Source organism: Rhizobium sp. GW821-FHT14E12, from assembly GCF_058803745.1.
Genome location: NZ_JBXAPH010000002.1, coordinates 694,809 through 717,308 on the forward strand (window position 1 = coordinate 694,809; position 22,500 = coordinate 717,308).

General features: G+C 61.6%; 20 protein-coding genes. 9 read left to right on the top strand and 11 right to left on the bottom strand.

Going from position 1 to position 22,500, the window contains the following annotated elements:
• The first annotated feature begins 24 nt into the window (after window positions 1-24).
• The 8 genes from AC1RO0_RS11345 to AC1RO0_RS11380 all read left to right on the top strand — a co-directional run bounded on the left by AC1RO0_RS11345 (window position 25) and on the right by AC1RO0_RS11380 (window position 9,700).
• On the top strand, window positions 25-996 hold the full coding sequence (locus tag AC1RO0_RS11345; RefSeq protein WP_498592985.1) for an ABC transporter permease: 972 nt from the start codon (window positions 25-27) through the stop codon (window positions 994-996).
• Entirely contained in the window at window positions 993-1,832 is an 840-nt protein-coding gene (locus AC1RO0_RS11350) for an ABC transporter permease (protein ID WP_007692878.1), read from the top strand. The genes AC1RO0_RS11345 and AC1RO0_RS11350 overlap by 4 nt, the downstream gene beginning before the upstream one ends.
• Before the next feature lie 6 nt (window positions 1,833-1,838).
• A complete protein-coding gene (locus tag AC1RO0_RS11355) occupies window positions 1,839-3,518 on the top strand; it encodes an ABC transporter ATP-binding protein (protein WP_498592986.1) in 1,680 nt (559 codons plus the stop codon).
• A 40-nt stretch (window positions 3,519-3,558) separates the two neighbouring features.
• The gene (locus AC1RO0_RS11360; RefSeq protein ID WP_498592987.1) at window positions 3,559-4,911 is read left to right on the top strand and encodes an aspartate aminotransferase family protein; all 1,353 of its coding nucleotides are present in this window, start codon (window positions 3,559-3,561) and stop codon (window positions 4,909-4,911) included.
• 16 nt (window positions 4,912-4,927) lie between these two features.
• A complete protein-coding gene (locus AC1RO0_RS11365) occupies window positions 4,928-6,355 on the top strand; it encodes an amidase (RefSeq protein ID WP_498592988.1) in 1,428 nt (475 codons plus the stop codon).
• A 118-nt stretch (window positions 6,356-6,473) separates the two neighbouring features.
• Window positions 6,474-7,550 (top strand): phosphotransferase, encoded by a 1,077-nt coding sequence (locus AC1RO0_RS11370; protein ID WP_498592989.1) that lies wholly within the window; start codon window positions 6,474-6,476, stop codon window positions 7,548-7,550.
• Window positions 7,547-8,896: an aspartate aminotransferase family protein gene (locus AC1RO0_RS11375; RefSeq protein WP_498592990.1), complete on the top strand. Its 1,350-nt coding sequence runs from the start codon at window positions 7,547-7,549 to the stop codon at window positions 8,894-8,896. The genes AC1RO0_RS11370 and AC1RO0_RS11375 overlap by 4 nt, the downstream gene beginning before the upstream one ends.
• A 57-nt stretch (window positions 8,897-8,953) precedes the next feature.
• Window positions 8,954-9,700 (top strand): GntR family transcriptional regulator, encoded by a 747-nt coding sequence (locus AC1RO0_RS11380; protein WP_498592991.1) that lies wholly within the window; start codon window positions 8,954-8,956, stop codon window positions 9,698-9,700.
• Between the two features lie 37 nt (window positions 9,701-9,737).
• Here AC1RO0_RS11380 and AC1RO0_RS11385 read toward each other — a convergent pair whose 3' ends face one another.
• The 3 genes from AC1RO0_RS11385 to AC1RO0_RS11395 form a co-directional block, all read right to left on the bottom strand.
• Window positions 9,738-10,658, bottom strand: coding sequence for an ABC transporter permease (locus AC1RO0_RS11385; protein ID WP_498592992.1), 921 nt, complete (start codon window positions 10,656-10,658; stop codon window positions 9,738-9,740).
• Window positions 10,651-11,661: an ABC transporter permease gene (locus AC1RO0_RS11390; RefSeq protein ID WP_498592993.1), complete on the bottom strand. Its 1,011-nt coding sequence runs from the start codon at window positions 11,659-11,661 to the stop codon at window positions 10,651-10,653. Before AC1RO0_RS11390 ends, AC1RO0_RS11385 begins: the two co-directional genes overlap by 8 nt.
• A gap of 74 nt (window positions 11,662-11,735) precedes the next feature.
• The gene (locus AC1RO0_RS11395; RefSeq protein ID WP_498592994.1) at window positions 11,736-13,442 is read right to left on the bottom strand and encodes a peptide ABC transporter substrate-binding protein; all 1,707 of its coding nucleotides are present in this window, start codon (window positions 13,440-13,442) and stop codon (window positions 11,736-11,738) included.
• A 627-nt stretch (window positions 13,443-14,069) separates the two neighbouring features.
• Between AC1RO0_RS11395 and AC1RO0_RS11400 the strand changes: the two genes are divergently transcribed.
• A complete protein-coding gene (locus AC1RO0_RS11400) occupies window positions 14,070-15,233 on the top strand; it encodes a M20 aminoacylase family protein (RefSeq protein ID WP_498592995.1) in 1,164 nt (387 codons plus the stop codon).
• A gap of 33 nt (window positions 15,234-15,266) precedes the next feature.
• Here the strand turns inward: AC1RO0_RS11400 and AC1RO0_RS11405 are convergent, their stop codons facing one another.
• From AC1RO0_RS11405 to AC1RO0_RS11440, 8 genes are read right to left on the bottom strand one after another with little or no spacing between them, the layout of a single operon-like run.
• Entirely contained in the window at window positions 15,267-15,638 is a 372-nt protein-coding gene (locus AC1RO0_RS11405) for a VOC family protein (RefSeq protein WP_498592996.1), read from the bottom strand.
• Between the two features lie 13 nt (window positions 15,639-15,651).
• Window positions 15,652-16,407, bottom strand: coding sequence for an SDR family NAD(P)-dependent oxidoreductase (locus tag AC1RO0_RS11410; RefSeq protein WP_498592997.1), 756 nt, complete (start codon window positions 16,405-16,407; stop codon window positions 15,652-15,654).
• Between the two features lie 30 nt (window positions 16,408-16,437).
• Window positions 16,438-16,962 carry a flavin reductase family protein gene (locus tag AC1RO0_RS11415; RefSeq protein ID WP_498592998.1) on the bottom strand — a complete coding sequence of 175 codons (525 nt, stop codon included), beginning with the start codon at window positions 16,960-16,962 and terminating at the stop codon, window positions 16,438-16,440.
• The gene (locus AC1RO0_RS11420; protein WP_498592999.1) at window positions 16,959-17,666 is read right to left on the bottom strand and encodes an ABC transporter ATP-binding protein; all 708 of its coding nucleotides are present in this window, start codon (window positions 17,664-17,666) and stop codon (window positions 16,959-16,961) included. Before AC1RO0_RS11420 ends, AC1RO0_RS11415 begins: the two co-directional genes overlap by 4 nt.
• Window positions 17,663-18,478 (bottom strand): ABC transporter ATP-binding protein, encoded by an 816-nt coding sequence (locus AC1RO0_RS11425; protein WP_498593000.1) that lies wholly within the window; start codon window positions 18,476-18,478, stop codon window positions 17,663-17,665. The genes AC1RO0_RS11420 and AC1RO0_RS11425 overlap by 4 nt, the downstream gene beginning before the upstream one ends.
• Window positions 18,471-20,141 (bottom strand): branched-chain amino acid ABC transporter permease, encoded by a 1,671-nt coding sequence (locus AC1RO0_RS11430; protein ID WP_498593001.1) that lies wholly within the window; start codon window positions 20,139-20,141, stop codon window positions 18,471-18,473. The genes AC1RO0_RS11425 and AC1RO0_RS11430 overlap by 8 nt, the downstream gene beginning before the upstream one ends.
• 3 nt (window positions 20,142-20,144) lie before the next feature.
• On the bottom strand, window positions 20,145-21,242 hold the full coding sequence (locus AC1RO0_RS11435) for a branched-chain amino acid ABC transporter permease (protein WP_007691559.1): 1,098 nt from the start codon (window positions 21,240-21,242) through the stop codon (window positions 20,145-20,147).
• Complete coding sequence (locus tag AC1RO0_RS11440; protein ID WP_498593002.1) at window positions 21,239-22,480, bottom strand: branched-chain amino acid ABC transporter substrate-binding protein; 1,242 nt, start codon at window positions 22,478-22,480, stop codon at window positions 21,239-21,241. Before AC1RO0_RS11440 ends, AC1RO0_RS11435 begins: the two co-directional genes overlap by 4 nt.
• Window positions 22,481-22,500 lie beyond the last annotated feature (20 nt).

Genomic DNA, 22,500 nt, shown 5'->3' on the forward strand with positions numbered 1-22,500 from the left:
GGAAACCCTAACCAGGGGGCTGTTATGGTGCGCTTCGTGACAGGACGATTGCTAAAGGCTGCTGTCATCCTGATCTGCATAACAATTCTGAACTTCCTCCTCATTCATGCCGCTCCTGGCGATCCCGCGGCGGTCATGGCGGGAGAGGCCGGCGATACCGACGCCACCTTCCTGCAACAATTGCGGGAGCGTTTCGGACTTGACCAGCCGCTCTATGTACAGCTCTGGATCTATGTCTCATCCGTCATACGGCTCGATCTTGGCTATTCCTACCGCCAGCAGCTCCCGGTCATCCAGCTGATCGCGGACCGCCTTCCGGCGACGCTTCTTCTCTCGCTTACCGCCTTCGTCATTTCGCTCGGCCTCGGCATCCTCGCCGGAGCTGTCGCCTCGGCTCGACAGGGGCGCTGGTCGGATACGATCATCTCGCTGGTGGCACTTATCTTCTATGCGACGCCGCTCTTTTGGTTGGCGCTGATGGCGGTGCTTTTGTTTTCCGTGCAGCTCGGCTGGCTGCCGGGCTTCGGTTACGAGACAGTCGGCGCCGATTACACAGGTCTTACTCGCTCCTTCGATATTCTTTATCACCTCATCTTGCCTGCCTTGACGCTCGGGCTGTTTTTTATGGCCGTCTATGCACGGATGACGCGCGCCTCGATGCTGGAAGTGAGCCGCATGGATTTCGTCAAGACCGCCAAGGCCAAGGGACTGCGCCCCGCCGTCATCCAGCGCCGCCATGTCCTGCGCAACGCCATCCTCCCGGTCGTGACACTGGCCGGCCTCCAGGCCGGGCAACTTGTGGGCGGCGCGGTGTTGATCGAAACGGTCTTCGCCTGGCCGGGCATCGGTCGGCTGATGTTCGATGCGCTATCGCAGCGCGACTATAACCTGCTCCTCGGCGTCTTCATCGTCTCCGCCGCCATGGTGCTTCTCTTCAATCTGATTACCGATGTGCTCTATCGCATCGTGGATCCGCGTATCCGGGTGACGTCATGAAGGATTTCTGGAAACGCTTCTCCCGCAACAAGGGCGCCGTCATTGGTCTCCTTATTCTGTTTGCTGTTATCGCCCTTTCAATTGTCGCTCCATTTCTCTACCCAAAATCGCCCTGGGCCATGGTGCAACGGCCGTTCCTGGCGCCCTTCACCATGGATCGGTTCCCGTTGGGAACCGATCCAATGGGCCGCGATCTCGCCTCCGGCCTCGCCCACGGCGCGCAGGTCTCGCTGCTCGTCGGCTTCGTCTCGACGGTGGTGTCGCTGGTAATCGGCATACCGATCGGCGCGATCGCCGGCTATTTCGGCGGTTGGGTGGACGATTGTCTGATGCGCTTCACCGAATTCTTCCAGAGCGTGCCGAGCTTCGCGCTCGCCGTCGTACTGGTCGCCATCTTCCAGCCGTCCATCGCATCGATCGTGGTGGCGATCGCCGTGGTGTCATGGCCACCGGTCGCCCGGCTGCTGCGTGGCGAGGTGATGTCGCTGCGCTCACGGGAATTCGTCGAGGCGGCGGTACTGTCCGGACAGACGCACGCGACCATCATCTGGCGGCAAATCCTGCCCAACACATTATCTCCGATCATCGTGCTTGCCTCGATGATGGTGGCGGCCGCCATCCTCATCGAGAGCTCGCTCTCCTTCCTCGGGCTTGGTGACCGCAACGTCATGTCCTGGGGCTATATTATCGGTGCGGGCCGCACCGTGATCCGGCAGGCCTGGTGGGTCAGCTTCTTTCCGGGCCTTGCTATCCTGCTCACCGTGCTCGCCCTCAACCTTGTTGGCGAGGGGCTGAACGATGCCCTCAATCCGCGCCTCGCGCGCCGTGGAAAGTGAGGGAACATGATGACCGAAGAGATATCGTTCGACGCCGACATCCATCCGGACCGTATCGAGCGTGGCGAACCGGTGGTGCATATCGACCGGCTGAGCATTGCGCTGCCGGAAGGCGCGGATCGGCCTTACGCGGTGGATCGCGTCAGTTTCCGGCTGCATCCGGGGGAAATGCTGTGCGTCGTCGGCGAAAGCGGTTCGGGCAAGTCGATGTCGGCCAATGCGCTGATGGGGCTTCTGCCCGAAACGGTTCGCGCCGCTCAGGGACGCATTCTGCTCGAAGGCGTTGATCTGTTGCAGCTGGCGCCCGAACAGCTTTACGGCATCCGCGGCCGCCGCGTGGCGATGATCTTCCAGGAGCCGATGTCGGCGCTGAATCCGCTGATGAAAGTGTCGGCGCAAATCGAGGAAGTGTTTGAGGCGCATGGCCTGCTAACCCCTAGGGAGCGCAAGGCGAAAGCGCTCGATCTGCTCACCGAGGTCGGCCTGCCGGACCCGATACGTGCCGCCGGCTCCTACCCATTCCAGCTTTCTGGCGGCCAGCGGCAACGCGTCATGATCGCCATGGCGCTGGCGCTGGAGCCGCAGGTGCTGATCGCCGACGAACCCACGACCGCCCTCGACGTCACCACCCAGGCGCAGATACTGCAACTGATCCGCCGCCTGCAGACTGAGCGCAACATGGCGGTGATGTTCATCACCCATGACTTCGGCGTGGTGGCGGAGATCGCCGACTATGTCACCGTCATGCAACTCGGCCGCATCGTCGAGCAAGGCCCGGCTGAGGATGTGCTCTATTCGCCACGGCATCCCTATACGAGAAAACTGATCGCTGCGATCCCGAAGCCGAGCGGCGGCAGCGTCTCGCAGCCGCAACGCGAGACGCTGCTGTCGGTCGAGAATCTCACCAAGACCTACCGCATGGGTGGCGGGCTGTTTTCGAAGCCGAAATCCGTCGATGCGGTCAAGGGCGTGACCTTCACATTGGGACGCGGCGAGACGCTCGGCATTGTCGGCGAAAGCGGCTCCGGCAAATCATCGGTCGGACGCTGTCTCGTTCGCCTTCAGGACCCGGATAGCGGCCGCGTTCTGCTCGGCGGCAAGGACATGGCGCATCTGAAAGGCGCGGAACTTCGCGGCATGCGCCGGCGCATGCAGATGATCTTCCAGGATCCCTTCTCGTCGCTCAACCCGCGCGAAAAGGTCGGGCGCATCATTGCCGATGGTCCGATCGCCTATGGTGAAAACGAGAAAAAGGCGCTGACGCGCGCCGCCGAACTGATGGAGCTGGTTGGTCTTGATCCGAGGGGCGCGAACCGGTTTCCGCATGAGTTCTCCGGCGGCCAGCGCCAGCGTATCGGCATCGCTCGGGCCTTAGCGCTCGAGCCGGAAATCATCGTCGCCGATGAGGCGGTGTCAGCGCTCGACGTCTCCATCCAGGCGCAGGTGCTGGAGCTGCTGGGCAAGCTCAAGAAGGAGCTCGACCTGTCGCTCGTCTTCATCACCCACGACTTGCGCGTCGCCGCGCAGATCTGTGATCGTGTCATGGTGATGCAGAAGGGTGAGGTGGTCGAACTTGGCACCGGCGCGGACATCTTCACCACGCCGAAACACGCCTACACACAGAGCCTGATTGAGGCGATCCCCGGCCGGGACCGGGAATCGCAGATGATGTCAAAACGTGCTTGAATTTGAACAGACGGCTGAAGCGTCCAAGGAGCCACTGCACATGCGTATCGTGTCCAATTCCATCGAAGGCCGGGACATCGCCTATCAGATGCATCCCAACGTCAACCTGCGCAAATATGAAAAGACCGGCGGCCTGGTGATCGAATCCGGCGACGGCATCTATGTCACCGACAACAACGGCAAGCGCTACATCGAGGGTATGGCCGGCCTATGGTCGGTGGCGCTCGGCTTCGGTGAGAAGCGCCTGGCGGAGGTCGCCAAGGCCCAGATGGAGAAGCTGCCCTATTACCACACCTTCTCCTACAAGACGCATGGCCCCTCCATCGATCTTGCCGAACTGCTCATCAAGATCGCGCCTGTACCGATGTCGAAGGTTCACTTCACCTCCTCCGGCTCCGAGGCCAACGATCTCGCCTGCAAAATGGTCTGGTATCGCTCCAATGCGCTCGGCAACAAGGACAAGAAGAAGATCATCGGCCGCATCAAGGGCTATCATGGCGTCACGATCGCCGCCGCCTCGATCACCGGCCTGCCGCGCAACCACGAAAGCTTCGACCTGCCGCTCGACCGGATGATCCACACGTCCTGCCCCTCCTATGTGCATTTCGGAAAGGACGGCGAGAGCGAAGCCGATTTCACGGCGCGCATCCTGAACGATCTGGAAGAGCTGATCCTTAAGGAGGGGCCTGAGACCATCGCCGCCTTCTGGGGCGAGCCTGTCATGGGCGCCGGTGGTGTTCTGGTTCCCCCGGCCGGCTATTGGGAAGGCGTGCAGGCGATCCTGAAGAAATACGATATCCTGCTGGTCGCCGACGAAGTGATCTGCGGTTTCGGCCGCACCGGCAAGATGTTTGCCTGCGAGACCTACGATATCAAGCCGGACGTGCTGATCGTCTCGAAACAGATCTCGTCCTCCTACATGCCGCTTTCAGCGATCATCATGAACGACGCCTTTTATCAGCCGATCGCCGACGAATCCGAGCGCATCGGCGTGTTCGGCCATGGTTTCACGGCTTCGGGGCATCCGGTTGCGACAGCGGTCGGTCTTGAGAACCTGAAGATCATTCAGGAGCGCGATCTCGTCGGCAATGCCGCGCGTCTCGAGGAGAAATTCCTAGGCCGCCTTGCGGAGCTCGCCAAACACTCATTGGCGCATTCGTCGCGCGGCGTCGGGCTGATCGGCGCGCTGGAAATCAAGCCGTGGAACGATGCCAAGCCCGGCGATGCGGCGGCGGCCGTTTCGGCGGCTCTTGAGGAAGAGGGTGTGATCTCGCGCAATATCGGCGAGGCGCTTTGCTTCTGCCCGCCGCTGATCATCACCGCCGAGCAGATCGACGATATGTTCGACGCGGTCAGCCGCGCGCTCGACACGGTCGAAAAAACAAGAGCCTGATGGGGATTTGATAGTCATGGATACATCGGTCAAAACAGATCTCGGCGAGATGAGCGCAGCGGAGCTGTCAGCGCTATTCGCATCCGGACGGGCTTCCCCGGTGGAAGCGGCCAAGGCCTCGCTCGAACGCATCGAGCGCTTCAATCCCTCGGTCAACGCCTTTGCCTATGTCGTGCCGGAGATGGCTCTGGCGGCAGCAAGGGAATCGGAGGCCCGCTGGCAAAAGAGCGAGCCGCTCAGCCCCATCGATGGCGCCCCGACGACCATCAAGGAGCTGACACCCGTCAAGGGCATTCCATGGCGGCGCGGCTCGGCGCTCGGCTCGAAGGAACCGTCCGACAAGGAATTCCTGATCATGAAGCGCCTGCGCGGCGCCGGCATTACCATTCTCGGCACCACCACCTCGCCGGAATTTGGCTGGAAGGGCGTCACCCACGGCCCGGCATTCGGCAACACGCTCAATCCATGGCGCACCGATCGCGCCTCTGGAGGGTCCTCAGGCGGGGCGGCAGTGGCTGCCGCGCTCAATATGGGCGTGCTACATGAGGGCTCCGACGGTGCCGGATCGATCCGCATCCCCGCATCCTTCTGCGGCGTCTTCGGCATCAAGCCGACTTATGGCTGGATACCGTCCGACACGCCGACAGCCCTGTTCGAACTCGCCCATCGCGGCCCGCTGACACGCACTGTCGAAGACGCCGCACTGTTCCTCAATGCCACTACCGGCCCGACCACGGATGCCATGTATGGCTACTGCCCTACCCCGGTTCCGGACTGGCGCGAGGCCATAAAAGGCGCGGACATCAAGGGACTGAAAATCGGCTACAGCCGCAATCTCGGCTATGCCCAAGTCCAGCCGGATGTCGCCGCCGCCGTCGAGCGAGCCGCGTCCCGCCTTACCGAGATGGGCGCCATCGTCGAGGAGATCGACCCCGGCTTCTCCAATCCGCAAGACGCGTTGCTCGCCCTTTGGTATGCGGCGGAAGCGCGGACGGTGGATCTTGCCAATCCGACCGAAGAGCAGAAGAAGCTGATGGACCCCGGCCTCTTGCGCATTCACGCCAAGGGCAGCGCCTTGACTGCCATCGACTATGTGATCGCGGAGCAGGTGCGAGCCGATCTCAAGGTGAAGATGGCGCGGTTCCACGAGACCTACGATGTGCTGATGCTGCCGACCATGCCGACGACGGCCATTGAGGCCGGTGTCGATTTCCCGGATGGCATCGAAGGCAAGGACTGGTCGGACTGGTCGCCGTTTACCTATCCCTTCAACATGACGGGACAGCCGGCCGTTTCGGTTCCCTGCGGCTTTGACGCGGGCGGTCTGCCGATCGGGCTGCAATTCGTCGGCCCGCGCTACCGCGACGATATCGTGCTGAAACTCGCCGCCGCCTATCAGACGGCCTTTCCGGAAAAACTCCCTTCGGCGCCTCGCGCGCTATAGTGGTATTTCAGCAGAAAAACTTCCCCCTCATGCTCGTGGAGAGGAAGGCCGGTCGAGGGGGGGGGGGGGGGGGGGCCCCCCCCCCTCGACCCAAGGAACACAAAAACAGAGGAAACCCATGTTAAGCAGTTCCACCCGCAATGCCGGTATCGGTGCCGAACTGAAAACGGACGCGGCGGCCATCCCCGCCGATCAAGCCGAAGCCATCGCCCGTGACAAATATGGGCTGGATGGCCGTGTCGAATGGCTGTGGGGAGAGAAGGATTCGAACTATCGGCTGACGCTGGCGGATGGGCGAGACTATCTCTTCAAGGTTCTCAACCCCGCCGAAGATCCCGGCATGACCTCAATGCACAGCCAGGCGCTGCTGCATGTCGAAGCGGTCGATCCCGGCATCCCCGTGCAGCGCATCATTCGCACGCTGGATGGCGAGGCGGATTTCCGCATGATCGACGCGGACGGTGGCACACGCGGCGTGCGGATGGTGACCTTCCTGCCGGGCATCGCCCAGAAGGCCGCGCCGCATTCGCCAAGACAGCGCCGCAATGTCGGTGGGCTGCTGGCGCGCATGCAGATAGCACTTTCCAGCTTCACCCACCCGGCCGCCAGTCACCGCATCACATGGGATATGCAGCACGCCATCGGCGTGCGCGATCTGCTGCCGGTCTTCCCAGATCCGGTGCAACGCCGCCGGTTGGAAGCGGCAATGGACAATTTCGAAAAGCAGATCGTGCCCGTCATGGCCTCGCTCCCCGCGCAGGTGGTACATAATGATTTCAACATGGAGAACATCCTCGTCGATCCCAAGACACCGGAGACGGTCAGCGGCGTCATCGATTTCGGCGATATGGTGCACGCGCCTAGAGTGTTCGATGTCGCGGTGGGGGCGGCCTACCAGATGGGCGACACTGTGGATCCGGTCGAGGCCATCTGCGATTTCCTCGCGGAATATTCGACGCTTGTCAGTTTGAGCGAACAGGAGATTGCGGTGCTCTATCCCGCCATCCTCACCCGCATGGTCATGCGTCTTGCCATCCCGCAGTGGCGGGCCGGGCTCTTCCCGGAAAACCGGGATTTCTATGTCCGCAACACCCCAACGGTCTGGGCGCAGCTCGCCCGCCTCGATGCCATTCCGACCGAAACAATCATTGCGCGGCTCACCGCAGCCTGCCAGCAAGGAAACAGACAGCCATGACGAGCCCCGAAGCCGCCAAAACCGCGCCTGTCATGATCAACGGTTTCGACGCATCGAAACTGGCCACCCTGCCCGAACGCGAACGCCGGATGGTGGAGCGCCGCCAGGCCCTGCTCGGGCCGTCCTACCGACTGTTCTACGACAATCCGCTGCATGTGGTGCGCGCCGAAGGCGTATGGCTTTATGACGCCGACGGAGAGGCGTATCTCGACGTCTACAACAACGTGCCCTCCGTCGGACATTGCCACCCACGCGTCGTGGAGGCGATCGCCCGGCAAGCCGCCGTCCTGAACACGCACACGCGCTATCTGGACGACACCATTCTCGACTATTCCGAACGGTTGCTGGCGACCTTCCCGGACGAGATCGACCGGGTGATGTATACCTGCACCGGCAGCGAGGCGGTCGATCTGGCCTTGCGCATTGCCCGCCACTATACCGGCGGAACGGGCATCATTATCACCGAGAACGCCTATCACGGCGTCACCGCCGCCGCCGTCGAGATTTCACCGTCGCTGGGTTCGGGCGTGCCGCTCGGTCCGCATGTGATTACCGTTCCGGCGCCGGACACCTATCGTGCCGAAGGTCGAGATGTGGCGGACGCGCTTGCCGAGGACGTGAGCAAGGCAATCGCTTTCATGCGCCGCCACGGCATCCGCCCCGCCGCCTTCATCGCCGACAGCATTTTTTCGACAGACGGCATCCTGCCCGATCCGGCAGGCTTCTTGCAGAAGACGCTGGATGTAGTCCATAAGGCCGGTGCGCTTTATATCGCCGATGAGGTCCAGCCCGGCTTTGGCCGTACTGGCTCGCATATGTGGGGCTTCATGCGCCATGGGATCGTGCCGGACATCGCCGTGATGGGCAAGCCGATGGGCAATGGCATACCGATTGCCGCCGCCGTGATGAAGGCCGAGATCCAGGAGCGGTTCGGCAAGGACGTCCGATACTTCAACACCTTCGGCGCCAATCATGTCTCCATCGCCGCGGCCAGCGCCGTACTGGATGTCATCCGCGACGAGCAGCTGATGGAGAACGCCGCGACCACTGGCGAACACATGCTCGCGGGTATGCGGGCGCTTCAAGGGACGTTCGCCTGCATCGGTGATGTCAGGGGCGCTGGCCTGTTCCTCGGGCTGGAATTCGTCAAGGACCGCGAAGGCCGCACGCCGGACGGCGCGCTGGCGCTTGCGGTCGTAAACGGACTGCGCACCCGTCGCGTGCTGATCAGCGCCGCCGGAATCCACGGAAACGTCCTGAAAATCCGGCCGCCCTTGCCATTTTCGCGCAAACACGCCGATATCTTTCTGGAAACGCTGGAGAGCGTGCTTACAGACATTGTATGAAAGACGATACCGGGTCCAACCGAGAGATAAAATGCCAGGGAGAGGAGATCATTCCGGGTGAATGCGCGCATCAAGCGGCCCGAGCCGCGGCCTGACGGCAACGGTCAGCCGAAAGCACAATGGGCCTATAACGTCATACGTGACGCCATCATCACTATGGCTTTCGAGCCTGGGACTATGCTGAGCGAGAAGGAGACCTGCGCAAAGCTCGGCATCTCCCGAACACCCATGCGCGAAGCCGTGCTGCGGCTCGCCCAGGAAGGCCTCGTCAATGTCGTTCCAAGCGGGGGCACCTTCATCAGCAAGATCTCCGTTCGCGGCGTCATCGAAGGGCAGATCGTCCGCTCCAGCCTGGAGCTGCGAATGGTCCGTCTCGCCGCCCGGACCTATGATCCGATTTTCGATAAGGATTTCGATCTCCTGATGTTCCTGCAGGGAGACGCAGCCAAGCGGCAGGACTACGACGAAGCCTTTTCCGTCGACAACGCCTTTCATCAGCTGATCAGCAGGGCTGCGGGCTTTCCCAATGTCTGGCACACGATCCGCAACGCCACCGGCCAGCTCGACCGCGTCCGCCGCCGTGCCTACCCGAAGTCGGGCTATTTCGACGAGGTGGTGGAAGAGCATCGCGCCATCTACGAGGCCATCCGTACCCATAACGAGGACGAGGCCTACAGGCTATTGCGTCAGCATCTCGACGATATCGAACACGTCCTGGCATTCGTCGTGGCGCAAGATCCGGGCATCGTCGTGCAGGAGGAAAACGCCGGTATTCTCGACGCATTGTTGACGCCGAGGGGGTAGAGGCTGCTGCCACGCAGCCTCTACAGGGTGTTTCTCCTCAACTTTTCAGCATACGTGGATCGAGCGCATCGCGCACCGCGTCGCCGAGATAGTTGACGCTCAAGACCGTCAGCGAAATGGCAAGGCCGGGCCACAGCACGCGGGACGGCGTGAGCTGGAGGAAGCTTGCGCCGTCAAAGAGCAGACGTCCCCATGTCGGAAAATCGGACGGGAAGCCGAGGCCCAGAAAGCTCAGAGAGGATTCGGTGATGACCGCCTCGGCAACCCCGAGCGTGGCCGACACCATGATGGAGCTCATGACGTTCGGCAGGATATGCTTCAGGATGATCCGGTATTCCCGCATGCCGCTGCTTTTGGCGGCCATGATGAACTCCTGCTTTTTCATGGTCAGGACGTCACCACGCACGATGCGAGCGGTGTGCATCCATTTCGTGATGCCAATCACGAAGACGATCAGGATGAAAATCCCGGTCTCCGGGCCGAAATAGGCGCGCAGCGTGTCGCGGAACAGCATGATGATGACCAGCAGCAGAGGCAGCAGCGGCAATGCCAGAAACAGATCCGTCAGCCGCATGAGAGGTCCGTCGAGGCGACGGAAATAGCCCGACAAAACGCCGACCAAGGTTCCGAGCAGAAGCGCCAGCAGCATGGCGGTGATGCCGACCGCCAGCGAGATGCGCCCGCCCGCCATCACCTGCGCCAGCATGTCATGGCCAAGATTATCGGTGCCGAAAGGGTGAAGGAGAGAAGGCCCCTGGTTCTTGGCGCGGATGTCGATCTTGTTCGGGTCGACACTGTGGATGAGCGGGCCGACAAAGACGACCAGCAGGATGGCTATGAAGACGATCAAGCCCGCAAAGCCACCTTTATGAGCCCGGAATTGCCGCCATGTGGCGGCCATGATCGAGCGTGGCGGCGCGGTCAAGGCCGTCGTCGGGATTGCTGTTACGTCAGTCATAACGGATCCTCGGGTCAAGAATGCCGTAGAGCACGTCGGCAATCAGGTTGAAGAGAACGATCAGCACGGCGAAGATGAAGGTCAGAGTCTGAACCATCGGGATGTCCCCCCCCTGCACCGCGACGATCAAAAGCTGGCCAAGGCCGTTCACCCGAAAGACCTGTTCGGTGATGATGGCGCCGGAAAAGATCGTCGGCACCCCAAGCGCGATGACAGTCACGACCGGTATCAGGCTGTTGCGCAGCACATGGACCAGAAGCACGGTCTTTTCCTTGACGCCCTTGGCGCGCGCGGTACGGACATAATCCTGATGCAGGTTGTCGAGCATGGAGGCGCGCACGAAACGGCTGATATGCGAGACGTTGTAGAGCGTCAGCACCATGACCGGCAAGAACATCTGCTTGACCTGCGCCGCGAAGCTGGACCAATCCGTCACGCGCAGATTGGTGTCGTAGACCGATGGGAACCAGTGCAAATAAGAGCTGAAGACGACGATCAGCAGCACGCCGGTGAAGAAGGTCGGCACGGAATAACCGACCATGGAGATGAAGGTGCCGATCTGGTCGAAGATCGAATATTGCTTGTAGGCGGAGAGAACGCCGATCGGGATCGCCAGCAACACGCCGAAGAGGTAGGAGAGGCCCACCACCCACAGTGTTTGCGGCATGCGCTGGACGACAAGATCGACCACCGGGCTGCGTGTTGCCCATGAGAGCACCCGCAGTCTGTGGCCATCGCCAAACTGCCAACCGGTGATCTGTTCGAGAATATTCAGCGGCTCGTTGATGAAGAATTGATGCAGCCATCTGAGATAACGGATCAGGAAGGGCTGATCGAGACCAAGTGCTGCGCGGATCTGTTCGCGAACCTCCGGCGGGATCGTCAATGGCAGGTCGCCGGTCGGATTATTGGGCGCGAGGTCGAGAAGAGCAAAAATGACAAAGCTGATAACAAGCAATGTCGGCACGGCAAAGAACAGCCGTCGCAGGGTAAAGTTAAACATCGGAAAGTCTCCAGACCTTCAGGCGACGCAAAACGCCGGCTCCATCTGAAGACGGAACCGACGATCGCTGTATCTTACTTCTTGCGGGACCAGTCAGCGACGTTCCAAAGTTCGGAATCCCAGCCGTTGATCTTGACGCCATCGAGGGTCACGGAGCGCGCCGAAACCTGGCCGCGGTAGATGAGCGGGATATGAGCCCCCTCTTCCGTCAGCATGTCATTGGCTTTCTTGGCAATTTCCGCGCGCTTGGCGAGATCGGCGGTCTTGGAGAGTTCGATGACCAGCTTGTCATAGTCCGGATTGCAATAGCGCGGCATGTTCTGCCCCTGCCAACCATTCTCGGGCGCCGGGATCTTGTTGCACAGCCATTCCGCCAGATATTTCTCCGGGTCCGTGCCGTCGAAATTGTTGGTGTACATTTCTACGTCGGCATAGAATTTCTGGAACGTATCCGGGCTGGCAGGATCGCCGCCGAAGAAGACGGAGGCGCTGACATTGCGCAGTTCCGCAGCGACGCCGATCTGCGCCCACATGTCCTTCACCAGCGCCTGCGTGGCCTGACGTACCGAGTTGGTCGACGTCTGGTAAAGGAAGGAGAGCTTCACACCGTTCTTGGCGCGGATGCCATCCGAACCCTTGACCCATCCGGCCTCGTCCAGGAGCTTGTTGGCACCATCGACATCCGGCTTCAGGCACCAGTCATTCGCCGTCGAGGCATAGACCTCCGGGCCAGGCACGATATTGCAGGTCGGCTTGCCGGCCGCGCCATATCCCGTCTCGTTGATGACATCACGATCGATCGCCATCGACAATGCACGGCGGACAGCCGGGTCCGACAATGACGGATGCGGGCCGGCCTCCTTGGTCGAGCGCTTGTCGCCGAGCGACGGGTCGACGGCGTAGTGATTGATGTTGATACGTTCGACCTGTGACCCAAAGGCCGTCACAAGCTCGCCCTTGCCGGCTGCCACCATGGTTGCGAGAATTTCCGGCTCAACCTGCATGTTCCAGGCATAGTCATATTCACCGGTTTCAAGCACTGCGCGGGCTGCGGATACCGCATCACCGCCGCCCTTCAGCGTTACGGTGGCGAAGGCGGGCTTGGCCGGGTCACGATAGTTCTTGTTGGCCGTGAAGGTGATGACGTCGTTCGGCTTGAATTCCTTGACGACGAAGGGGCCGGTGCCGATCGGGCCGAAATTGGCGGATGTGCAGCCGGGTGCAGCCGCGCCGACGCAATCCTTGAACTGCGCCTTCTGGATGATAGGCGACTGGCCACCGACGAAGGCACCATAGGGGTAATATTTTGGCTCGGTGAAGGTCATCTTGACGGTGTGCGGATCCACGGCCTCTACCGACTTGATGCCCTCATACTGCGCTTTCTGCGCGCAGCCGCCATCCGGCGCGGTGCAGTATTTCCATGTGAACACCACGTCGTCGGCTGTGAAGTCGGTGCCATCGGACCATTTGAGGTCCGGCTTCAACTTCCAGACCATGCTCGTCATATCCGCCGAGATGCCGCCGTTTTCCAAGGTGGGGATCTCCGTCACCAGTGTCGGCACGAGCTTGCCCGTTTCGTCGTAGCGGGCCAGAGGTTCGATGACCATGGACGAGCTGTAGACTTCTTTGGTGCCGCCGGAGAGATATGGGTTGAGCGTCGAAACAGCCTGCCAGAACAGGATCTTCAGCTCGCCATCGCCGCCGCGTTCCGCGTGGGCGGCGGAGCCTGCCATGGCGAATGCCGCAACCACGCTGGCAAGAAGGATATTGCGTCTCTTCATCTTGATTTCCCCTATGTGATTTTTGTGCGTTGCATGATCGACGCGGCATATCCCATATGCCGCGTCGCAAAGGCTCAGTTCCGAGAGTACCCATCCGCCGAAAGGCGACTTGTTGGGACAGGAATCCGCGCTATCGAGATCCCGGCTTCGGCCCGCCACAGGCCGATGTCGCGCCGCTCACTGATTTCACTTGTCATGATGGAATGGGATGGAAGGTCTTTCGGCGGCAGAGGCTGCCGGCGATACCGGAAGGCCGCGTAAGCCACCAGTTGGGCGACCCTTTTGGGTCTTGCACCCCTTGATCGCCCCGACTGATTCAGGCGCAAGTTGTCTGCGACCACTAGGGGCTCTTCGCAAATCGACAGAATAATAACCTCCTGAAATTGCTCAGTTCTTTCTCGATCAGAACTCAACCATTTATGCGCGCAGGAATTCTCTCCGGCCGCCGCCCGCTATTATTGTTCCCGTTTGTCGGCACTCGCGTCAAAGGCGATGCTCAAATTTTGAGCCATCTAAGCACAGGCCTATTTTTCGTTCAAGAATGAAAGTTGAAGCTTGCAAAATCAGATTTGCGTAGCGCAATATACTGCCATATCCCCCTAGACCCGGACGAGCGAGGACGAGAGAATGCCGATATTGAACCGTGCCGCCGAGATGCAGGAAGAAGTTGCCGGCTGGCGGCGCCATTTGCATGAGACGCCGGAGCTGCTCTACGATGTCTACGAAACATCGAGCTTCGTCGCGGAGAAATTGAAAGCCTTCGGCTGCGACATCATCGAGACCGGCCTCGGCAGGACCGGCGTGGTCGGCATCATCAAGGGCAGGCATGGCGACGGGCCGACGATCGGCTTCCGTGCTGACATGGACGCCCTGCCGATCACCGAAACCAGCGGCAAGCCGTGGACGTCGAAGGTGCCCGGCAAGGCGCATTCCTGCGGCCATGACGGCCATACCGCCATGCTTCTCGGCGCCGCGCAATATCTGGCGGAGACCCGCAACTTCAAGGGCTCGGTCGCAGTGATCTTCCAGCCGGCGGAAGAAGGCGGCGCCGGCGCGCTCGCAATGCTCGACGACGGCATCATGGACAAATTCGGCATAAGTGAAGTCTACGGCATGCACAATTCACCCGGCATGCCGGTCGGCAATTTCGCGATCCGCAAGGGATCGCTGATGGCCGCCGCCGACAGTTTCGAGATCACCATCAACGGCAATGGCAGCCATGCCGCCGCGCCGCATCTCTCGATCGATCCGGTGCTGGTATCCGCCCATGTGGTGATTGCCCTGCAGTCGATCGTCTCACGCGGAGTGGACCCGCTGAAATCACTGGTCGTCTCGGTGACCACGACGCATGGCGGTACGGCGCATAACGTCATTCCGAGCTTCGTCACCTTGACGGGAACGGTGCGTACGCTTCTGCCCGAAACGCGGGATTTCGCCGAAAAACGCCTCAAGGAAGTCGCGCAGGCAACCGCGCTGGCCTATGGCGCAACGGCCGAGATCAATTACCACCGCGGCTATCCGGTCACCTTCAACCATGACAATGAAACCGAATTCGCGATCGGCATTGCGGGCTCGGTTGCGGGCGTCACCGGCGTCGACGCCAACGCGGCACCGCGCATGGGAGCGGAAGACTTCTCCTACATGCTGGAATCGCGCCCCGGCGCCTTCATCTTCATCGGCAATGGCGATACCGCCGGCCTTCACCATCCGGCCTACGATTTCAACGACGACGTGCTGCCCTATGGCATCAGCTATTGGGTGACGATGGCCGAGAAAGCCCTCGCCGCATGATGCTGTAGCAGCACACCGGAAAGGCGAGCGTTGTCAAACCTGCGCCGCCTTCTCGAACAATTGAATGAGATGACCGCCAGGATCGCGAAGGGTCAATACACGACCGTGCGAGCCCATATCGCGGAACTCCAGCACATCCACGCCGCTTGCGACGAGCTTTTGCCTTCGGTCATCCATGTCATCGATCTCGAAGACCGGAATGGCACCGGATGGGCTGACCTGCACTCCGGCGGGATATTCCTCGGCCGCCCCGATGGCGAAATTGGTGCCGCCGGCGGCAAACTGCACCCAGCGGCTGCCGTCGGCGAATTTCACCTCCAGCCCCAAGAGGTGCTCGTAGAAATCCCTGGTCGCCGCGACATCTCCTGCAACCAGCCACGTATTCTGCAAACGCTTTACAGCCATTGTTCCTCCCGCTTCAGTACACTGTCCAGCCGGCATCGGCGACGATGCAGGCTCCGTTGATATAGGCGGCGTCTTCCGAGGCCAGGAAGACGGCAACGGGCGCAATATCACCCCCCGTCGCCTGCGGCGGCCGGGTCGGCAAACCCTTCTTTCTCAGTTCCCATCCCGAAGGAGACGGCTCGCTGCCTGATGCAATATTGGTCTTCACCGATCCCGGTGCAATGCCGTTGCAGCGTATGCCGCGATCGCCATAGGCCGCTGCCACTGAACGGGTAAGGCCAAGAACGCCGTGCTTCGTGGCCGTATAGGCAAACCCCGCCCTGCCCCCTTGGAAACTCGCGATGGAACAGGTGTTGACGAAAACGCCGGCGCCGCGTTGCAACATGCCAGGCAGTGCGGCACGGGTGACCAGAAATGGGCCGGTGAGGTTGACATCAAGCACATGCTGCCAGAGGGCATCGTCGGTCTCGTCGACAGGCGCCATGCGGTCGAGCACGCCCGCATTATTACAAATCACCTCAGCTGGACCGAAGCGGGCTTCCACCGCCGCCAGCATGCCGGCAATCGGTTCCGCCTTGCTGACATCGGCAACGTGGGTTGCAAAGCTCTCCGGTGCGCCGATGATCGCCGCCGTCTCCTCCAGCCTTTCGGCGCTGAGGTCGGCGGCGAAGACCCGGGCGCCGGCCATCACGAAGGCCTGCGCCATCGCCCGGCCGATGCCGGATCCGGCGCCGGTGATGATTGTCACTTTTCCATCCAGACGCGTCATGAGGTCATGTTCCCTATTCAATTCAATTGATCATGCGCCGTAAAAACTGCCGGCACGATAGACCAGTCCGGGGCGGCCGGGCTGCACGCGGGCGGCAACCACCGAGCCGATGAAAATGGTGTGGCTTCCCCAATCGAGGGTTCCAGCCGTGCGGCAATCAAACACCGCAAGCGCATCGGCAAGCGCCGGCGCGCCGGTTCGCATGTTCTCCCAATCGCCGAGATCGAAGCGTTTTTCGCCACGAATGCCGTCGCGTCCGGCAAAGCGGCTGGCGACTTCACTCTGTTCGGCAGCAAGCACGTTGACGCAGAAGAAGCCGCTCTCGCAGATCGCCTTGTACCCGTCGGAACTGCGATTGATGCAGGCAAGCAGCGTCGAGGGTTCGGCGGAAAGCGAACAGACGGCGGTTGCCGTCAAACCACGCTTTCCGTCCTTCGAAAGCGTGGTGACGACGGTAACGCCGGCGGCGAATTCGCGCATGGCGGCACGAAAATCGTCCGCGGCCACGGGCGGGTCGATACAGGTATTTGCCGCCGATCCGAATGACATGTTCATTTCTCCTCTCCCAAATAGGCGCTGCGAACGCGGGGATGGTTGAGCAGCTCCTCACCCGAGCCGGAAAGCGTGACCTCACCGGTATCCAGCACGAAAGCATGATCGGCGATCTCGAGCGCGCGGTAAGCGTTCTGCTCCACCAGCAGCACCGTCACACCCTGTCGATTGATGCTTTGTACCGCGTCCAGAACGGTATCGACGATCTGCGGCGCAAGACCCATCGTCGGCTCGTCCAGCAGCAGCACGCCGGGCTTGGTCATCATGGCGCGTCCCATCGCAACCATCTGCTGCTCGCCGCCCGACAACGTGCCGGCAAGCTGGCGCCGCCGCTCGGCAAGGCGCGGGAAGAGTTCCATTATTTCGTCCAGATCCTGCTTGCGCCCCGTCTTGTCCTTGCGCGCGAAGCCGCCGATCTCGAGATTTTCAAACACCGTCATGCGCCCAAACAGGCGGCGCCCTTCCGGGACCTGCGCGAGACCTTCGCGCACCCGCAAATGTGGCGGGAGTGCCGTGATGTCCTCCCCGTCGAGGAGCACGGCGCCGGATCGCACGTCCCGCAAACCGCAAAGCGCATTGAGGATCGTGGTCTTGCCGGCGCCGTTCGCGCCGACGATGGTGCCGGCCGCGACCTGGAAATTCGCGTGGCGCACCGCAGCGATTTCACCATAGGCGACTGTCAGGTTTCTGACTTCGAGGGATTTCATTCGACGGCCACCTTCCTGCCCGCTTGCGGTGCCCGGACGCGACGACTGCCGAGATAGGCTGATATCACCCGCTCGTCGGCCTGGATTTCCGATGGCGTCCCTTCCGTCAGGACTGTGCCGCGATCGATGACGGTGATGCGCTCGGCAACCGCCATCACCACCTTCATGTGATGCTCGATCAGGATAACGGTGATACCGAGCCGGTTTCGGATCCGTTCAATAAGCTCCACGAGGGCCACCCCTTCCGCCGGGTTCATGCCCGCCGCCGGCTCGTCGAGCATCAGAAGCCGTGGATCGGCAACGATGGCCCGGGCAATTTCCAGCCGCCGCTGGTCGCCATAGGAAAGATGCCGGGCAAGCTCGTTCGCCCGGTTTTCAATGCCCGCGAAGGAGAGGATTTCGTGCGCCTTCTCCCTCGCCTCGCGCTCCTCCCTGCGATACCGGGGCGTACCGACAACGGCCTGCCATATCGGGCACGACAGCCGGCGATGCAGCCCAACCAGAACATTGTCCACCGCCGTCATATCCGGAAACAGCCGGACGTTCTGATAGGTGCGGGCAATGCCGTATCGCGCCACGCGATGGGCGGGAAGGCCATCGATCCGCTCGCCGGCGAGATGGATGGTCCCGGCGGTGGGTTTGACGAAAGCGGTTATGCAATTGAACAACGAGGTCTTTCCTGCGCCGTTCGGCCCGATGATGGCATGAATGCTGCCGGCGGCAATGCTCAGATGAACATTGTTGACCGCGTGCAGGCCGCCAAAGCTTTTATAGAGGCCATCAACTTCGAGAAGCTTGTGGACGTCAGCCATGGGCGGGCCCCTTTCCGGCGGAAGCGACCTTGACCGGCCACAGTCCCTCGGCACGGACATGCATCATCACGACGAGCGCCAGGCCGTAGAAGAGATAGCGGAACTCGCCGAACTCGCGCAGCAACTCCGGCAGGCCGATCAAGACGGCCGCCCCCACCAGAACGCCGGGCAGACTGCCGAGCCCGCCGATGACGAGGATCGCCAGCACATTGATCGACACCAGGAGCTGGAACGAAGACGGGAAGACCGAACCGATCAACACCGCGAAGACGGCGCCGGCTGCTCCTGCAAAAGCGGCCCCTACCGTATAGGCGACCAGCTTCGAAGCGACCGGATCGATCCCAAGCGCCTGCGCGACATCCTCATCCTCGCGTATGGCAAGCCAGGCCCTGCCGATGCGCGAGCGTTGAAGCCGCCAGGAGATGAAGGCGACCACGGCGGCCAGCGCCAGCGCCAGATAATAGAGCTCGGCGGGTTGGTTCAGTACGATATCGCCAAGCATGGGCCGCTTGATGCCGATCATGCCTTGTGAGCCGCCAAGGATCGGCGCCAGTGCGTCGGAGAGGACAAGAACCCGAACGATTTCGCCGAGGCCGAGCGTGGCCATGGCGAGATAATCGCCGCGCACACGCAGTACCGGCAGACCGAAGAGAAAGCCAGCCGTGGCGGCCAAGCCGATGGCAATCGGCATGGCCAGCCAGAAGGAGATGTCGGCGATCGCCAGCGGTCCGTCAGAGCAGAGCAAAGCGATCGTATAGGCACCGACCGCAAAGAAGGCGACGAAGCCGAGATCGACAAGGCCGGCAAGCCCGAGTTCGATGTTGAGCCCCATGCCCATCAGCATGTAAAGCGCGACCAGCATGGCGATCTGGGCCACGAAATCGCTGGTGATCATCGGCAGCAGCAGAACCGCGACCAGGAGTGCCGCAAGCCCAAGCCGCGATTGTCCGTTGCGCGGAGACGCTGGCCGCAAGGACCTCATGTAGGACATCAGCGCGGCGGCGGCGATGAGGATGCCACAGGCCAGCGGATTGAGCCCCATGGATCCGAATGCCGCGCGCGCGAGCGAGGCGCCGCCTGGAAGATTTTGTATCGTGGCAACGAGAACATCGCGAAACAATCCAGCGATCAGCGCCGTTGCAAGGCCCGTCAGGATCGCGCGGCGCAGGTTTCTACGCATCTGAGCTAGTCCTGCTCCGGCAAGGGCGAAGACCAGAGAGCCCGCGAGAATGACCGCGAAGGACTGCCATGATGCTCTAGCGAAACCGAAGCTCATGGCATTCAACAACATCGGACTGGCAGCCACGAGGATCGTGCGGATACTGGTCGTCGCGACCACGACCAGCATGAGAATGAGGCAGATGGCGGCGATGAGACCGGCGGCGGCGCCCCAGGCAAATACCGGCGCTTTGGACAGGCCGATCTCGTCTACGGCCTTCGCACCACAATAGCCGGCGACGCATGCGGTGACCGCGAGCACGATCTGCGAGAGGGTGAGCGTGTCCTCGACAATGAAGCGCTTGTCCATGAGGACATAGGCGCCGATCAGCGCGAAGGCCACGGCCGAAAGACCGGCGAGCACGCCAATGCGCAAGGCTTCGCGCACCGCACTCCGGCGCTTGCGCACAAGCCTGTAGGATGAAGTGACGACGTTGAAGGACATGGCTCAAGCCCTCTTCGCGGCAAGCCGCTCGCCAAGCAGGCCCTGCGGCCTGAAGATGAGAATGAGCACCAGCATGCCGTAGCCGATCACATCCTTGAGCTGGTAGGGCGCGGGCAGGCCATATCCTTCCAGCAGGAGGGCCGGCCCGAGCGCCTCGGCAAGCCCGAGAACCAGACCGCCGAGCATCGCGCCGCCAAGATTGCCGATACCGCCGAGGATCGCCGCCGCAAAGCCTTTGATGCCGAGCGAAAAGCCGATGAAGACGGTGATCTGCTTGAAGACCAGCGCATAGAGAACGCCGGCAACGCCGGCCATCGCACCGCCGATCGCAAAGGTGAAGACGATGGTGCGGGAAACATCGATCCCGACCAGGGCGGCCGCGTCACGATCTTCGGAAACCGCACGCATCGCCTTGCCGAGAGGAGTGAGGCGAACCACGGCTGCCAGGCCGGCGAGCGCGATCGCCGCGAAGACAAAAGCGACGATCTGCGGAATGGGGATGACGAGGCCGGCAAGGTTGACCGTTCCCTCCATCCAGCCAAAGGACGGATAGGCGCGGTTGCGGGTGCCGAACAACCCGCGAGCGCCATATTGCAGCACGAAGGATAGGCCGATCGCGCAGATCAGCGGCGCAAGCGAGCGGACATGCAGAAACGGCCGATAGGCAATGCGCTCGATGGTCATGGACACCGCCGCCCCGGTTCCCATGGCAACCGCCAGCACGATGGGCAGTGCCAAAAGCGGCGCGGCACTGGTCAGGCCGGCATCCGCAAGTGCCAGCGCCGCGAACAGGCCGGCAAAGGAGCCGATCATCATCACGTCGCCATGCGCGAAGTTGATCATCCTCAATATCCCGTAGACCATGGTGTAGCCGAGCGCGATCAGGGCATAGACGCTGCCGATCGTCAGCCCGAAGACCACGAAGGAGACGAAATTGGTGAGAGAGTAGGTGCCGGCGGTCACTCCGCCGGCAAGACCCACCAAGACGACCACCGCCACGGCGATACGGATGGCAAGCATGAGATGATCGACCCAAATCGATCTGCGCAGCCATTCCGATATCCCGTCGCTAATCGTCACGGAGACGGCGCGCGCGTTCATGGGTAGATCCGCTTGGGATTTTCGCCGGGCGCGAAGGACGAGGCATCGTCGCTGACGAATTGCCACACGGCATAGGTTGCGGCGCTGCAATCGCCATAGGCATTGCATGAGAGCATACCGGTCAGCCCAGGCACGCTCTTCGAGGCCATCATGGTGTCGAGCAGCGCCTTGCGGCCGATGTAGAGATTGCCCTCGGCATCGGTCTTCGCCGCCGTCTTGATCGCGTCCAGCGTCAGCAGCGTGGCGTCATAACCATAGGCGCTGAAACCGCCGGTGGGCGCTTCGCCGTACTCATCCTTGAACTTCTTCACGAAGACCGGAAACCGTTCCGAGAAGAGTTCGGTCGACGGACCCACGAGGCGAAAGCCGACAATATCCTTGCCCGCCGCCTCGATGACATTGGCACTGAACACGCCTTCGCCACCGATCACCGTCGTCTTGGCAAGATCCGGCACTTCCGGAAGCTGGCGCAGAATGAATCCGATGCTGGAGGTAAAGACGGGCGTAAAGATCAGGTCCGGCTTCTTGGTGGAGATGCGCGTCAACACCGGACGCATGTCGGTATCGGTCGGGGAGATCGCTTCGCTGGCGACGACGGTTCCGCCCTTGGCAGTGAAATCCTTCTCGAAAGCCCTCACCAGCTGCTCGGTATAGGGACTGCCGTCATGGATCGTGGCGACCGTCTTCAGACCGAGCTTCGAGACGGCGTAGTCGACCGTGAAGGAGGCGCTCAGAAGGTCGTTCGGCACGACACGCAGGAAGCCCTTGAATTCGGCCGGGCGATCCGCCGCGGTCAATGCCGGAGCCGTGGCGCCGATGCCGACGCTCGGGATCCCGGCATTGGCGAGGATCGGAAGGCCGGCCCGCGCACCGCTCGAGCAGGTCGGACCAACAACGGCGACGATCTGCTTGTTACCGGCAAGCTTGGTGGCGGCGGTCTGCCCGCCCTCGGCGGTGCATTGGGCATCCTCGCCGAGAAGCTTCACCGGGAAATCCAGCACCTTGCCACCCTGATCCGCGATGGCGATTTCCGCCCCGCGCAATTCGTCGATACCCTGGTTGGTGTCGCCGCCCGATTGCGACGTGTAGCCGCCGATCAGGATGGGATCTCCCTTGGCGATTTTCACGACGCCGATATCGTCGGTCACGGGACCCAGCGTTTCGGCGGAAGATGAAGATACAATGGTCGTCATGAGCAATGTCGTAAGCGACACCGCTGCTGCGAATTCTTTCAACATGTCGTTTCCCTCTGGTTCGA